Consider the following 12,835-nt stretch of genomic DNA (forward strand, 5'->3'; position numbering starts at 1 on the left):
CTGTATGTAAATTCAATAACATACAGGCTGCATGTATGCAACAAGACTCTGGACGCCGATCCAACCGCGACCGCACCGAGGCAACGCGCGCCGATCTGATCCGTGCGGCGCGAAAGCTATTTACGGAAAAATCCTATGCCGAGACCGGCACGCCGGAGATCGTCGCCGCGGCCGGCGTCACGCGCGGCGCGCTCTATCATCACTTCGCCGACAAGCAGGCGCTGTTCGCCGCGGTCGTGGAACAGGAGGCGGCTTCAGTGGCGGCCGAGATCGACCATGCCTCGCCGCCGTCGCTATCCGCGCGTGACGCCTTGATCGCCGGCTCGGATGCCTATCTGGCGGCGATGCGCGCGCCTGGCCGCACACGCCTGCTGCTGCTTGACGGCCCGGCCGTGCTCGGCCGCGCCGCCATGGACGCAATCGACAACCGCCACGGTAACCGCTCGCTGCGCGAAGGCCTGGTCGCGGCCATGCGGGAAAAATCGATGATGAGGCTTCCGATCGAAGAGCTGACTGCGCTACTGGCGGCCGCCTTCGACAGGGCAGCTTTGGCCATCGAAGCCGGCGCGCCAGATGAAAACTTCCGGATGGCTTTGACCGCGCTGATCGACGGCCTATCTCTAGCTTGAGAACGAAAAACTCACGCTTGCCGGTTGAGATTGTCCGGCTCTTCCTCCAGCACCTTGTTCGGCTCGAACTCGTTAAAACAACCGAGCTCGCGCTTGAACTGATCGATGAGCCACGCGGCGACCGGTTTCGGGCTGCGATCGTTGCGGTGCATGGCAAACAAGGGTCCCCTGACCTCCTTGTACGGTTCGAGATCGAGCTCGACCAGCCGACCGCTCGCCAAGTCGTCGGCAATCAGCCAGCGCGGCAAGCCGCCCCAGCCCAGCCCCTCGCGCATCAGTATGTGCTTTGTGCGTATGTCGGTCAGTCGCCAAGTGCGGTAGGCGAAGACGCCGTAGTCGCGTCCGCGCGTGCGTTCCGACTGGTCGGTGACAACCAGCTGGGTGTATTCGCGCACATCCTCGATCGGCACCGGCTTGGGTAGCAGCGCGAGCGGATGATCGGGCGCGGCCGCCGGCACCATCGACATGAAGCCGATGCGCACGAGATGCACGTCGACCTCGCCGAGCAGACCGCCGATGCCGAGATCCGCCTGTCCGTTGACGACGAGGTCCGGTACCAGGCCGAGCGACCCGATATGCAATCGCAGCGTGACGGTTGGGAATTGCGCCTCGAACGCCTTGAGCACCCGGACCAGAACCGAGGAAGGCAGCGCAGGGTCGACCGCCAGCGCGACCTCGGCCTCCAGGCCCTGGCCGTGGCTGTCGACCCGCGAGCGCAGACGCTGCAGCGCGCCCAGCATGCGCCGCGCGTCCTCCAGCATCGCCCGGCCGATCTCGGTCAGTTGCGGCTCGCGCGTGCCGCCGCGCTCGAACAGTTTCAGGCCGAGTTGCTCCTCCAGATTGGCGATGGTGTAGCTGATGACGGATTGCGCCCGGTTGAGCTTGCGGCCGGCGGCAGAGAAACTGCCGGTTTCGGCAACGGTGACAAAGACCTGAAGCTGGTCGAGGGTAGGATTGGGTTGCATTATCATATCCAATTTGTAGATGGATTGTATATATAATATACCAGTTTTCCAAATGAGTCAGGCACTCCATATACGGCGCAACAACAATTCCCAACCGCTGGAGAGCCTAAAATGTCCATCCTTCTCGTTACGTCGAGCCCGCGCGGCGCTGCTTCGCACTCGACCCGCATTGCCAACGACCTCGCCCTGAAGCTGCTTGCTGCCGATCCCTCGAACACGCTTGTCGTGCGCGACCTGGTCGCCAACCCGCTGCCGCATATCGATGCCGACTATTCGACCGGGATCTTTACGCCTGCCGAATCCCGCACCGCCCGCCAGGCGGAAGTTGTTGGCGTCTCCGACGCCGTGCTTGATGAACTGTTCGCCGCCGACACAGTCATCCTCGCCACCGGCTTCATCAATTTCGGCATCTCCTCGACGCTGAAATCGTGGGTCGATCACGTTGTCCGCTCCGGCAAGACCTTTGCCTATGGCGAGAACGGCCCGAAGGGCTTCCTCACCGGCAAGAAGGTCTATGTGGTGCTCGCTTCCGGCGGCATCTATTCTGAAGGCCCCGCCGTGCAGATGGACCACGCCATCCCCTATTTGCGCACCGCGCTCGGCTTCGTGGGCATGACCGATGTCGACGTCATCCGCGTCGAAGGCGTTGCCAGAGGTGGTGACGCGGTCAACGCCGCGCTCGCCAAGGCGGCCGCCAAGGTCGAGGCGATTGTTGCCGCAAACGCCAATCAGGTCGCTGCCGCGGCCTGATCGCTGACGCCGGAAATGAAAGAGGCAAGGCGCCCGCCAGCGCCTGCCTCTTTTTGCATTTGGCCCCCTGCATCTCGACTTGGGGCGATCGGTCGCCCTACAGCGGCGGCAGCACCACGGCCGGATGGCGGTCCTCGCGCAGGATCAGCCCAAGGCTGTAATCCAGCGCCAGCTTCATCGCGCCGAGCGCGGTTCCGACATCTTCCAGCGTGCTGACCGCGACCGGCGTCGGCCAGGCCAGTTCGCCGGCGACCCGCTCGACCTCGGCCGTCATCAGCGCATTCCGCCCGACGCCGCCGCCGAGCACGATCAGCCCGGGATCGAACATACCGATGCAGCCGGCGGCAAGCCGGCCGATATCGGCGGCATGGCGCGAGACCGCCTCGGCGGCCGGGCGCGATCCGGCCAGCGCCAGGGCGAACAATTCCTTGGCCGAGCCCGGCGGGTCCCCCTCTTCCGCCGGCCAGGACTGCTGGCTGCGCTCGACAAGCGCGCGCGAGCCGAGATAGTGCTCCAGCCCCTCGCGATAAGGCACTTCGCTGGCTGACCATGGAAAGGGCATGCGACCGACTTCGCCGGCAGCGCCGCCGGCGCCGCGATAAAGCCGCCCTTCATTGATCAGGCCCAGGCCGACGCGCACGCCGACCTGCAGGAAGGCAAAGGTCTGGTGACCCTGCGCGGCGCCGAAATGCATTTCGCCGATGGCCGCGCAGTTGACGTTGTTCTCCAGGATGATCGGCACGTCGATCTTGCGGCGAAGGGTGTGAAGCACCGCATCCGGACCGCTCCCCTGGCCATTGCCGAGGCGGCTATGCGAGACGATGCGCGGTACCGCGACCGCGATGCTGCGAAGGATCCGGAAAGTCTTGCCGACCTTTGCCGGGATCGATTTGGCTACCGAGAGAACGACCGCGCCGATCTCATCGGTAGCCGCTCCGTCCGGGATGCTCTCTTCCACCGTAGCCAGGGGCTGCGCATCCATCGAATAGGCGACGGCGCGCACCTGGGCGGCGCCGACATCGATGCCGATCACGTAGCCGGCGCCAGGGCCGATGCCATAGATGGTCGCGGTGCGCCCGATGGCGCCGCGTTCCGTCCCGCGTGACGCGACGAGGCTGAGCGCGCTGAGCTCGGAAACCGCGGCCGACATGGTCGGCTTGGAGAGTTCCAGCATCGAGCCGAGCTTCGGCCGCGTCACCGGCCCCTGCGAGGCTAGCAGCCGCAGCACGGCGCGCGCGCTTTCCGTCAGGCTGGGGATTTCGGATGGAGCCATCTGCGACGTTCGTTCCGCCTCTAATCCCTCTCGGCACGCGGCCAGCTGCGCCGGATCGCATATCACGAATCAACCGCGACCATTGCCATTGTGATGCGTTTCGGCGGATTGCGCGAATTCACCGGACGGCCAGAAGACTTAAAGCTCCGTCGGCGACCAAGGCTTCAGCTTGGTGTCGGTCTGCCGGTAGCGGAAGGTGATGTCGGTCAGGCCGGCCGCGTCCTGCATGTCCGCGACGATCATCTGCAGCGCGATGATCTCAAGGATGCCGTCCGCGATCGCATTGCCCAGCGCCGGGATGACGATCAGGGCGAGCTTTTCCGTGGCGGCGATGTCGGTCCTTCGCGTGATCAGCGCCGAGGGACAGCCGAAGCCGGCGACATCCTGCGCGATCTTGGTCTCGCGATTCTCGCCGAAGGCGATCAGGCCGGTGGCCGCGTCCTGCGCTTCCATCGGGCCATGCAGATAGTTCAGCGTGTCCCAGCCGGAGGCGGGAACCCGGACCGCCTCGCGTATCAGCATCGCTGCCTCCCCGGCATTGGCGAAACCGATACCGGCACCCACGATGTCGATGGAGGCGCGACCGGCCAGAAGCCTTGCCGACCGACCGGCGCTCTGCCAGCCGTTTGCCAGCAGGCTATCGACGGCCACCGGCAGTTGAGCCCAGTCGAAGGAGCCGCCGGCGATCTTGTCGATCAGCATGCCGAGCGCGAGCAGCGTTCCCGTATAGCCGGTGGAACTGGCGCCATTGTCGGCGCCCGATTCCATGGCGATCACCGCGCCGGTGATGTCCGCTAGCGGATTGTCGGCGCCACGGCAGATGGCAAGTCGCGGATAGGCTCTCGCCTCCAGCATCACATCGGCGATTTCACGGCTCTGGCCGGAGGCTGATAGCGCGACAAAGGCGTCCGCCGCCGCATCTGTCCGGCCGTAAAGCTCGGTCGGCACAAAGGCGAAACCCCGCCTGCCGAACTGGCGCAGATAGATGGCGCCGGCGAGCGCCGCCTGGTAGCTGGCGCCGATGCCGGCAAATCCGATCGTGCCGCCGGCAAAGCCCGACAGATCGAGCGCATCGAGCGCCCGCGCCACGGCCTGCCTTCCCAATTCCAGGCTTTCAGCCTGGCGTGAGACCGCAGGGCGGTAACCGATACGCTTCATTGCAATACTCCTCGATACGCCCTCAGCCGTTGCCACGGCTCTTGCCCGCTACAAGGCGCCCAGCCAAAGCCACCGCGCCGATCACCGGCGGCTCGCGCAGCAGAACCACGCGGCTTGCCGGCGACACCGACGCCATGGCCTTGACGAAAGCCTCCATCAGCATCGGCTGCTCGGCAATGACGCCGCCGCCGGCGACGACCAGCGAGGCATTGGCGCCGCGTTCGATCAGCAATTGCACGAGCGCCGCAAGTCCCTCCCCGCCTTCCTCGATGACGCGCGAAGCGAGCGGCGAGCCCGCATTTGCGGCATCGAAGACGGCGTTGGCATAGCGGCCCCAGGCCGCGGCGCCCCTCGTCTCGTTGAGCAAGATACCGAGCTTGGTCTGGTCGTCGGTTCCGATTTCGCGCATCAGCATGGCGACCAGCGGATCGCCGTCCTGGCCGCGATCGAGCGCACGGCGGATCGCCTTGGCGGCTTCGCGCACCAGGGCCGCAGCGCTCCCTTCGTCGCCGAGGATCCAGCCCCAACCGCCGGCGGCAAGCATCTTGCCCTCGGCGGTGCGGGCGACCGCGATCGAACCGGTTCCGGCCACGACGCCGATACCGTCATCATAGCCGGCGGCGGGCACCATCAACTCGGCGTCGTTGACCACTTGCACGCTGGTTTTCAGATTGGCCGACAGCAGCGCCTGGAACCGGCGGCATTGCTCGTCGGTATCGCAGCCATGCGCGCCGACGGCCATTGCCGCCGGCGTGGTACCGCCGCACAGATCCATGACGATGGCCGAGAGCTTCACCGCATCGGCCTCCATCTGACGAATGCGCCACTCGTCGGTCACGAGCGTCTTATCGAACAGAACGCTGTTTCCTCGGCGCCCCATGATGCGCGTCTTGGTACCGCCTATGTCCACGCCCGCCAGTACGTTCTGATCCACGAACATTCCCCTCGCCGGACGGACAACCGAAGTTCCGCGCGGCGCGACAATCACATTAGTTAGGAAACTTTACAAACTATCTTTCCAGACGGCAAGAACTATGATTTGATTAATCCCGTCAAAGCGCATGAAGCGCTGAATGGGAGATCAGGAAGATGAACAGGAGAAGGATCGGCCTGGCCCTCGCGGCCGCCTCTTTCGCATGGGGATTCGCAACAAGTCTGGCGCACGCCACCGACGTCTCGTTCTGGACCTGGCGCCAGGAAGACAAGGCCGCCTACAACGAGCTTTTCGCCGACTTCACCAAGGCCAATCCGGACATCCACGTGAAGTTCGAGTCCTTCCCGGACGAGAACTACCCGACCATCGTCTCGACGGCCTTGGCCGGCGGCAAGGGCGGCGATGTCATCCACACGCACGCCTATGGTTGGCTCGAGCAGTTCGTGAAGGCCGGCTATTTCGAGCCGCTCGACATGCCGACCGTGCCCTCGCTCGCCAACCAGCCGGCCGATGCGCTGGTGTCCGGCACCTACCGCGCCGACAAGAAGGTCTATTCCCTGCCCTTCGCCTCGCAGACGCTTGGCCTGTTCATCAACAAGGACGTCTTCGCCAAGGCCGGCCTGACGCCGCCGACCACCTGGGATGAGTTCATCACCGTCAGCAAGGCGCTGAAGGAGAAGGGCATCTATCCTTTGGCCAATGGCATGGGCACCAGCTGGTTCAACGAGATGTTCGTGGCCATCTTCACCAACCCATTCCTGGGCCAGGACTTCGTCAGCGACCTGACCAGCGGCAAGACCACCTTCAAGGATCCCCGTTATGTCGCGGCGCTCGGCAAGCTGCTTGAATTGCGCCCCTATATGCCCGACGGCTTCGAAGGCATCGACTACGAGACGGCCGGCCAGCTGTTCCTGAGCGGCAAGGCGGCGATGCTCGCCGGCGGCAGCTTCGACATCGCCACCTACCGGTCGCAGAACCCGCCGATCAACATGGACTTCGTCGCCCCGCCGACGGCCAAGGCAGGCGACACGCCGCAGGCCACGAAATTCTTCGACGGCGGCTACGCGGTCAATTCCAAGTCGGCCAACAAGGAAGCGGCGCTCAAGCTGGTCAACTGGATGGGCACCAAGGAGTTCGGCGACAAGTTCTCCGCGCTTCTCGGCAACATCTCGCCGATCAAGGGCGTCGTCATCAAGGATGAGCTGCTCTCGCATGTCGCCAAGTTGAACGAGACGGCGATGCCGCATATCAATGTCGTCTATTTCCGCTTCGAAAAGCCGACGGGATCGGAACTGCTGCAGGGCGACATCACCAAGATGATGTCCGGCTCGATCACGCCGGACCAACTCGCCGCCGACCTCACCGACGGCCTCGCCAAATGGTACAAGCCGTTCCAGGGCAAATGAAATGACAGACGGCTGGCGCCACAGCGAAGGACCTTTTGCGTGGCGTCGGTCGCTCTGGCTTGCCGCGCTGCTGACGCCGGCGCTGGTGGTCATGGTGCTGTTCGTGCTGTGGCCGCTTCTGTCGGCCTTCCGCTTCGCCTTCTATGAGTTCAACGGCTTGCGGCCATCCGGTTTCATCGGGCTCGAAAACTTCCGCCAGGTCCTGTTCGAAAAGCCATACAGCGACTGGACCTGGAATGCGTTGAAGCACAACGTCATCGCCTTCCTGGCGCTGATGCTGTTCGAGAACGGCACCGCCTTCCTGATCGCCTTCGCGCTGCTCAAGGCGCTGCCGGGGCATCGCGTCCACCAGGTCATCGTCTTTCTGCCCGTGGTGCTGTCAGCGGTGATCGTCGGCTTCCTGTGGAAGCTGTTCCTGCATCCGCTGTTCGGCCTCGTGAACCAGCTGCTTGGCCTGGTCGGCATCGGCGCCATTCCGTGGCTGGGCAACGAGAACACCGCGCTCGGCAGCATCCTCTTCGCCAACATCTGGCACTGGCTGGGCTTTCCGACGCTGGTGCTGCTCGCCGGCATGCAGCGCATCAGCAAGGACGTGCTGGAAGCCGCCCGTCTCGACGGCGCCGGCGACTACGCGCTGATGACGAAGATCGTCTGGCCGCTGATCGCGCCGAGCGTCACCATCGTCACCATCCTGACCTTCATCGGCAGCTTCAACTGGTTCGAGATCCCCTATGTCATGGCGGGCCTCACCGGTTCGCCAGGCGGCTCGACCGATGTGCTCGGCCTCTATTTCTACCGCACCGCCTTCGGCAGCACGACCACCGGCATCCAGGATTTCGGCCAAGGCAGCGCGCTGGCTGTGCTGATGTTCATCCTCGTTGCCGGCGTCACGGCAATCGCCCTGCGCTACCTGCGCCGCCGCGAGATCGAGCAGTGAGGGATCGCGGCGAGACGATCAGGAACGGCGCCATCCAGCTCCTGCTGGCGGTCAACGCCGTCATCATGGTCTATCCGCTGTTCGTCATGGTGACGTCGTCGTTCAAGACCAACGCCGAGATCTTTTCCTCGCCGCTCTCGCTGCCGACGCATTTCTCGACCGCCAATCTGGAGAAGGTGTGGACCGAGACCAATTTCGTCCGCTATCTGGCGAACTCGGTCGGCATCACCGCCGCCTCGGTCGCGCTGATCCTTTTGTTCAGCACGCTCGCCGGCTACGCCATCGCCCGCTACCGGTTCCGGCTGAGTTCGCTGGTGCTGATGTTCTTCCTCAGCGGCATGACGGTGCCACTGAAGCTCGCGATCATCCCGCTGTTCATCCAGCTCGACACGCTCGGTCTCGTCGACAGCTATCTCGGGCTGGTGCTGGTCTATGTCGCGATGGGCATCCCCTCGGCCGTCTTCATCATGACCGGTTTCCTGCGCACCTTGCCACGCGAGCTGGAGGAATCCGCCCGCATGGACGGCGCCAGCGAGCTCCGCATCATGTGGTCGATCATGCTGCCGCTGGCGCGGCCGGCGCTGGTCATCGTGGCGATCCAGAACGCGGTGCCGATCTGGAACGACTTTTTCTTCCCGCTGGTGCTGATCACCTCCGACAATTTGAAGACACTGCCGCAGGGGCTGACCGTGTTCGTCGGCGAATTCACCACCGACTGGGGGGTGCTGTTCACCGGGCTGACACTGGCGGCGCTGCCAATTACCTTGCTCTACATCGTGCTGTCGAAGCAGTTCATCTCCGGCATCACGCAAGGCGCGGTGAAATAGAGCGCGGTCAGATAGCGAAGAGATCGAGGATCATAAGTGGCGAACCAGAACAAGATCGTCATCACCTGCGCCGTAACCGGCTCGATCCACACGCCATCGATGTCGCCGCATCTGCCGGTGACGGCCGAGGAGATCGCCACCGCGGCAATCGAGGCGGCCGAGGCGGGTGCGGCGATCGTCCACCTCCATGCCCGCAATCCGGTCGACGGTCGCCCCGACCAATCGACCGAGGCCTTCGCCCCTTTCCTGCAGGTGATCAAGCAGCGCTCCAACTGCGTCGTCAACATCACCACCGGCGGTGCCGCGACGATGAGCGTGGAGGAGCGCGTCAGGCCGGCCAAGACCTTCGCGCCCGAGGTCGCTTCGCTCAATATGGGCTCAATGAATTTCGCGCTGTTCCCCATGCTGGAGCGCTTCAAGACCTTCGAGCATGACTGGGAGCGGCCTTATCTGGAATCCTCGCGCGACCGCATCTTCCGCAACACCTTTGGCGACATCGAGCACATCTTGCGCACTTGCGCCGACAACGGCACGCGCTTCGAGATCGAGTGCTACGACATCGGCCATCTCTACACGCTGGCGCATTTCGTCGAGCGCGGCCTGGTGAAGGCGCCGTTCTTCGTCCAGAGCGTGTTCGGCATCCTCGGCGGCATCGGCACGCATCCCGAAGACGTCGCGCACATGAAACGCACGGCCGACCGCCTGTTCGGCAACGACTATCATTGGTCGGTGCTCGGTGCCGGCCGACATCAATTGCCGATCGCCACGCAGGCGATCGCGCTCGGCGGCAATGTGCGCGTCGGCCTCGAGGATTCGCTGTGGATCGGCAAGGGCAAGCTCGCCCGCTCGAGCGCCGAGCAGGTGACCAAGGTGCGCCAGATCATCGAAGGCCTCGGCGCCTCGATCGCCACGCCCGACGAGGCCCGCCAGATCCTGCAGCTCAAGGGCGGCGACAAGGTCGCGTTCTGATCGGAGCGGAGGGGAGCGAGCCAGCGGATCGGAAGCCGCTGCGCGGCAGCTAGCTGAACATGCGCTCGCCCTGCTCGTCTACGAGCTGGATGCCTTTCTTGATCGAGATGTCGACGGCATCGTCCAGCCCGGCAAAACGGTCGGCGCGGATGAAGCGGTGCTCCTTCAACACGCCGTCCACTTCCTTGGAAACGACGCCGCAGGTCTGGTACTGGCCTTCGGCCTTGTAGGGCGTCGCGCTGATGAGGAACCCCTTGTGCTCGACCTGCTTGGCCGGCTTGGCGGTGCCGGCCTCCGTTGCCTCGCCACCGCCGCCGCCAAAAAGCTTCTTCAGAAAAGACATTCCTCAAAACTCCACTTCACGCGGGCACCAGGAAATCGCGGCGCCCCTTGTCCACGCAGGCCCTGTTTCACACAGGCTTTGTCCCAGCATGCGCGAATGCGCCGCCGTGTTCCAGCCCCTTGACGAAAACGCCGACCAGCAGCTCGACCTGGTGCCAGATCTCCTCGGCCTGGCGGCTGTCCGAATTGGCCACATAGCCGCTGGTCACGATGCCATGCACGCTTGACCACAAGGTGCGGGCCGCGAGCGCGCGGCGCTTGTCGTCGAGGCCGAAGTCTCCGGCCTTGAGCACGCCGGCGACGATGTCGAACAAGTCGTCGAGCAGCGCGTCATAGGCGTCGGGGCCTGGCCGCGTCGCGCGGCGGCGGTTGAAGGCAAGCACCGCCGGCCAGCTGCCGGGATGCGCCTCGACGAAGCGCACATAGGCGGCCGCCATCGCCAGGATGCGATGCTGGACATCTCTCACCCCTTGCCTTTCGAGATCGGCCATGGCCGCGAGGCCTGTCGCGCCGAGCCGGTCGAGCAACCGCATGTTGACGGCGCGGTGCACCTCGTCGAGATCGGCAAAGAGGTTGTAGACCGATCCGACCGAGATGCCGGCCTGCTCGGCTATGGTGCGTGCCTTCAGATTTGCGGCGCCGCCCTCGTTGAGCAGCGTCTCGGCGATGGCGAGCACCTTCTCGCTCATTTCTTCCTTGTCCAGCGCCATGCTGTTTCCTGTCGTTCAATCCGGAGGGCTGCACGCCCACGCCGGAATTCATTCCATCTCTTTCCGTTTACCATGTCCAAGGCCTCGTGAACAGCGTTCAAAATATCTCTTGAACAATGTTCATTTCCTGTTATGTTGAGTTTGTGAACAACGTTCACGCTAACAGGGAGAAGACAAGATGTTTAGCCTGATCAAGACATTGCTTGACGGCGCCAGCGCTCGCGCCGAGGACAATCTGAAGGACCGTTTCGCCATCGACCTTCTGGCCCAGCGCATCCGCGACGCGGAGGCGGGCCTCGCCGCCGCCAAGCAGACGCTCGCCTCGCTGATCGTGCGTCAACGTGCCGAACAGACCAGCCTCGACCAGCTCGACCGCCGCATCGCCGATCTGGAAACCCGCACGCTGAGCGCGCTTTCCGCCAGCAACCAGGCGCTTGCCGAAGGCGGCGCCTCCGCAATCGCCGAACTCGAGAACGAGCGCGAGGTCCGCCGCGCCACGGTCAAAAGCCTCGGCGAGAAGACCTTGCGGATGCGTCTCTCCGTCGAACAGGCGCACCGCCGCATCATCGATCTCAACCAGGGCATGATCTCGGCCCGGGCGATCGATGCCGAGCGCAAGGCGCAGTCGCGCCTCAACCGTTCGATCGGCCGCACGGCGAGCATCAACGAGGCGGAGGAGCTGCTGGCCCGCATCAAGGACAGCCCCGACCCGTTCGAGGAAGCCGGTATCCTCGACGAGATCGACGGCGAGCTGCGCCATGAGGCGATCCGCGAGCGCCTCGCCGAAGCAGGCCACGGGGCGGCCACCAAGGTGCGCGCCGAGGACGTTCTGGCGCGCCTCAAATCCCTGAACTGAACCCGCAATTTTCCCGAAACAGACCAAATCCCCGAAACAAAACCAATCCAAGGAGCAATACGATGAACGGCAATCAGACCTATATCCTGTTCAACACCGTGTCCGTGGGCGCCGCCTACTTCATGCTCGGCCTGTCGCTGTGGCTGGCGCCGGTAGACCTCTCGACCAAGGGCTACTGGGCGATGGGTATCCTGTTGCTCACCGGCAGCCTGGTGAACCTGGTCAAGTATCGCACCGACGAGCGCATCTCCGCCGAGACCACCGCCAAGATCGAGAAGGCGCGCAACGAGAAGCTGATCAGCGAATATGTCGGCAAGGATTGACCGCCCTGCCTGATCGTCAATCGAACGAAATAAGCCCGGAGCGATCCGGGCTTATTTCGTTGATCTGAAGAATTGCAGTTAGGCTAGCGCCGTGCCAGCGCCTCGATCGCTTCGGCGGCGTCTTCGAGGATGCTGATCGCTTCGGCCTGCTTGTCTTCCGGCGCGTCGGCGATGTCGCCGAGCGCGGCGCGCAGCCGGTGGCGCAGCGCGCGGAACTGGTCGCGCTTTTCCGAGCGGCCACGGCGCCCCTCGTCCCTGTCGTCGCCCCAGCCGAACCATTCGCGCGCCGCCGCCATCTTGCGGCCGAACCGCTCGAGATGGTCGAGCACGCCGTCGATCATCTCGCGGTTTTCGTCCAGATGCGCCCTGCCGGCCTCGGTGATCGAAAACACCTTCTTGTTGCCCTCGCTGGACGACACGGCATAGCCTGCTTCCTCCAGGAAGGTCAGCGTCGGATAGACCACGCCCGGGCTCGGGCTGTAGACGCCGCTGGTGCGCTCTTCCAGCGCCTTGATGATGTCGTAGCCGTGGCGCGCCGCATCGGCCAGCAGCGACAGCGTGATCAGCTTGAGATCGCCGTCGGCCAGCATGCGCCCGGCGCGGAACATGTCGCCCGGGCCGCCGCGGCCGCCGCCCCTGCCGCCATGGCCGAACGGCCCGAAGCCGCCACCGCGGCCGCCGAATTTGCCGGCCATGTGCATGAACATGCGCTCGCCGAAATGCCCGGAATGATCGTGTCTGTGCATGGATTGCTCC

At 64.3% G+C, this 12,835-nt stretch carries 15 protein-coding genes; 8 read left to right on the top strand and 7 right to left on the bottom strand.

From position 1 onward, the window contains the following. Positions 1-35 precede the first annotated feature (35 nt). On the top strand, positions 36-629 hold the full coding sequence (locus KVT37_RS17990) for a TetR/AcrR family transcriptional regulator (RefSeq protein ID WP_217575463.1): 594 nt from the start codon (positions 36-38) through the stop codon (positions 627-629). A gap of 11 nt (positions 630-640) precedes the next feature. Here the strand turns inward: KVT37_RS17990 and KVT37_RS17995 are convergent, their stop codons facing one another. Then, positions 641-1,594, bottom strand: coding sequence for a LysR family transcriptional regulator (locus KVT37_RS17995; RefSeq protein WP_217575465.1), 954 nt, complete (start codon positions 1,592-1,594; stop codon positions 641-643). Between the two features lie 111 nt (positions 1,595-1,705). On the opposite strand from KVT37_RS17995, the gene KVT37_RS18000 reads away from it, so the two are divergent. Continuing rightward, positions 1,706-2,344, top strand: a complete 639-nt coding sequence (locus KVT37_RS18000) for an FMN-dependent NADH-azoreductase (protein ID WP_217575468.1) — start codon at positions 1,706-1,708, stop codon at positions 2,342-2,344. A 97-nt stretch (positions 2,345-2,441) separates the two neighbouring features. Here the strand turns inward: KVT37_RS18000 and KVT37_RS18005 are convergent, their stop codons facing one another. From KVT37_RS18005 to KVT37_RS18015, 3 genes are all read right to left on the bottom strand, one after another. Next, the gene (locus KVT37_RS18005) at positions 2,442-3,617 is read right to left on the bottom strand and encodes an ROK family transcriptional regulator (RefSeq protein ID WP_217575470.1); all 1,176 of its coding nucleotides are present in this window, start codon (positions 3,615-3,617) and stop codon (positions 2,442-2,444) included. A 138-nt stretch (positions 3,618-3,755) separates the two neighbouring features. Further along, the gene (locus tag KVT37_RS18010) at positions 3,756-4,775 is read right to left on the bottom strand and encodes an SIS domain-containing protein (RefSeq protein WP_217575472.1); all 1,020 of its coding nucleotides are present in this window, start codon (positions 4,773-4,775) and stop codon (positions 3,756-3,758) included. A gap of 22 nt (positions 4,776-4,797) precedes the next feature. Next, entirely contained in the window at positions 4,798-5,715 is a 918-nt protein-coding gene (locus KVT37_RS18015) for a BadF/BadG/BcrA/BcrD ATPase family protein (RefSeq protein WP_217575475.1), read from the bottom strand. A gap of 149 nt (positions 5,716-5,864) precedes the next feature. Between KVT37_RS18015 and KVT37_RS18020 the strand changes: the two genes are divergently transcribed. From KVT37_RS18020 to KVT37_RS18035, 4 genes are read left to right on the top strand one after another with little or no spacing between them, the layout of a single operon-like run. Beyond that, entirely contained in the window at positions 5,865-7,115 is a 1,251-nt protein-coding gene (locus KVT37_RS18020) for an extracellular solute-binding protein (RefSeq protein ID WP_217575477.1), read from the top strand. Between the two features lies 1 nt (position 7,116). Beyond that, positions 7,117-8,052 carry a carbohydrate ABC transporter permease gene (locus KVT37_RS18025; protein WP_217575480.1) on the top strand — a complete coding sequence of 312 codons (936 nt, stop codon included), beginning with the start codon at positions 7,117-7,119 and terminating at the stop codon, positions 8,050-8,052. Continuing rightward, positions 8,049-8,879, top strand: coding sequence for a carbohydrate ABC transporter permease (locus KVT37_RS18030; protein WP_217575482.1), 831 nt, complete (start codon positions 8,049-8,051; stop codon positions 8,877-8,879). Before KVT37_RS18025 ends, KVT37_RS18030 begins: the two co-directional genes overlap by 4 nt. A 36-nt stretch (positions 8,880-8,915) precedes the next feature. Further along, entirely contained in the window at positions 8,916-9,848 is a 933-nt protein-coding gene (locus tag KVT37_RS18035) for a 3-keto-5-aminohexanoate cleavage protein (RefSeq protein WP_217575484.1), read from the top strand. A gap of 49 nt (positions 9,849-9,897) precedes the next feature. Here KVT37_RS18035 and KVT37_RS18040 read toward each other — a convergent pair whose 3' ends face one another. Beyond that, positions 9,898-10,191, bottom strand: coding sequence for an HlyU family transcriptional regulator (locus KVT37_RS18040; protein WP_217575486.1), 294 nt, complete (start codon positions 10,189-10,191; stop codon positions 9,898-9,900). A gap of 67 nt (positions 10,192-10,258) precedes the next feature. Beyond that, positions 10,259-10,900, bottom strand: a complete 642-nt coding sequence (locus KVT37_RS18045; RefSeq protein WP_217575488.1) for a TetR/AcrR family transcriptional regulator — start codon at positions 10,898-10,900, stop codon at positions 10,259-10,261. 178 nt (positions 10,901-11,078) lie between these two features. On the opposite strand from KVT37_RS18045, the gene KVT37_RS18050 reads away from it, so the two are divergent. Together KVT37_RS18050 and KVT37_RS18055 are read left to right on the top strand one after the other, a co-directional pair. After that, on the top strand, positions 11,079-11,756 hold the full coding sequence (locus KVT37_RS18050; RefSeq protein WP_217575490.1) for a PspA/IM30 family protein: 678 nt from the start codon (positions 11,079-11,081) through the stop codon (positions 11,754-11,756). 62 nt (positions 11,757-11,818) lie between these two features. Then, a complete protein-coding gene (locus KVT37_RS18055) occupies positions 11,819-12,079 on the top strand; it encodes a YiaA/YiaB family inner membrane protein (protein WP_112098816.1) in 261 nt (86 codons plus the stop codon). A gap of 83 nt (positions 12,080-12,162) precedes the next feature. On the opposite strand, the gene KVT37_RS18060 is transcribed toward KVT37_RS18055, so the two are convergent. Beyond that, complete coding sequence (locus KVT37_RS18060) at positions 12,163-12,825, bottom strand: PadR family transcriptional regulator (protein WP_217575492.1); 663 nt, start codon at positions 12,823-12,825, stop codon at positions 12,163-12,165. Between the last annotated feature and the right edge of the window lie 10 nt (positions 12,826-12,835).

The organism is Mesorhizobium sp. GbtcB19 (assembly GCF_019091085.1).
In the GTDB taxonomy this organism is placed as follows: domain Bacteria; phylum Pseudomonadota; class Alphaproteobacteria; order Rhizobiales; family Rhizobiaceae; genus Mesorhizobium.

Bases quoted from the DNA above. Each gene is read 5' to 3' on its own strand.
- KVT37_RS17990 (WP_217575463.1), top strand. From the start codon at position 36: ATGCAACAAGACTCTGGACGCCGATCCAACCGCGACCGCACCGAGGCA.
- KVT37_RS17995 (WP_217575465.1), bottom strand. From the start codon at position 1,594: ATGCAACCCAATCCTACCCTCGACCAGCTTCAGGTCTTTGTCACCGTT.
- KVT37_RS18000 (WP_217575468.1), top strand. From the start codon at position 1,706: ATGTCCATCCTTCTCGTTACGTCGAGCCCGCGCGGCGCTGCTTCGCAC.
- KVT37_RS18005 (WP_217575470.1), bottom strand. From the start codon at position 3,617: ATGGCTCCATCCGAAATCCCCAGCCTGACGGAAAGCGCGCGCGCCGTG.
- KVT37_RS18010 (WP_217575472.1), bottom strand. From the start codon at position 4,775: ATGAAGCGTATCGGTTACCGCCCTGCGGTCTCACGCCAGGCTGAAAGC.
- KVT37_RS18015 (WP_217575475.1), bottom strand. From the start codon at position 5,715: ATGTTCGTGGATCAGAACGTACTGGCGGGCGTGGACATAGGCGGTACC.
- KVT37_RS18020 (WP_217575477.1), top strand. From the start codon at position 5,865: ATGAACAGGAGAAGGATCGGCCTGGCCCTCGCGGCCGCCTCTTTCGCA.
- KVT37_RS18025 (WP_217575480.1), top strand. From the start codon at position 7,117: ATGACAGACGGCTGGCGCCACAGCGAAGGACCTTTTGCGTGGCGTCGG.
- KVT37_RS18040 (WP_217575486.1), bottom strand. From the start codon at position 10,191: ATGTCTTTTCTGAAGAAGCTTTTTGGCGGCGGCGGTGGCGAGGCAACG.
- KVT37_RS18045 (WP_217575488.1), bottom strand. From the start codon at position 10,900: ATGGCGCTGGACAAGGAAGAAATGAGCGAGAAGGTGCTCGCCATCGCC.
- KVT37_RS18050 (WP_217575490.1), top strand. From the start codon at position 11,079: ATGTTTAGCCTGATCAAGACATTGCTTGACGGCGCCAGCGCTCGCGCC.
- KVT37_RS18055 (WP_112098816.1), top strand. From the start codon at position 11,819: ATGAACGGCAATCAGACCTATATCCTGTTCAACACCGTGTCCGTGGGC.
- KVT37_RS18060 (WP_217575492.1), bottom strand. From the start codon at position 12,825: ATGCACAGACACGATCATTCCGGGCATTTCGGCGAGCGCATGTTCATG.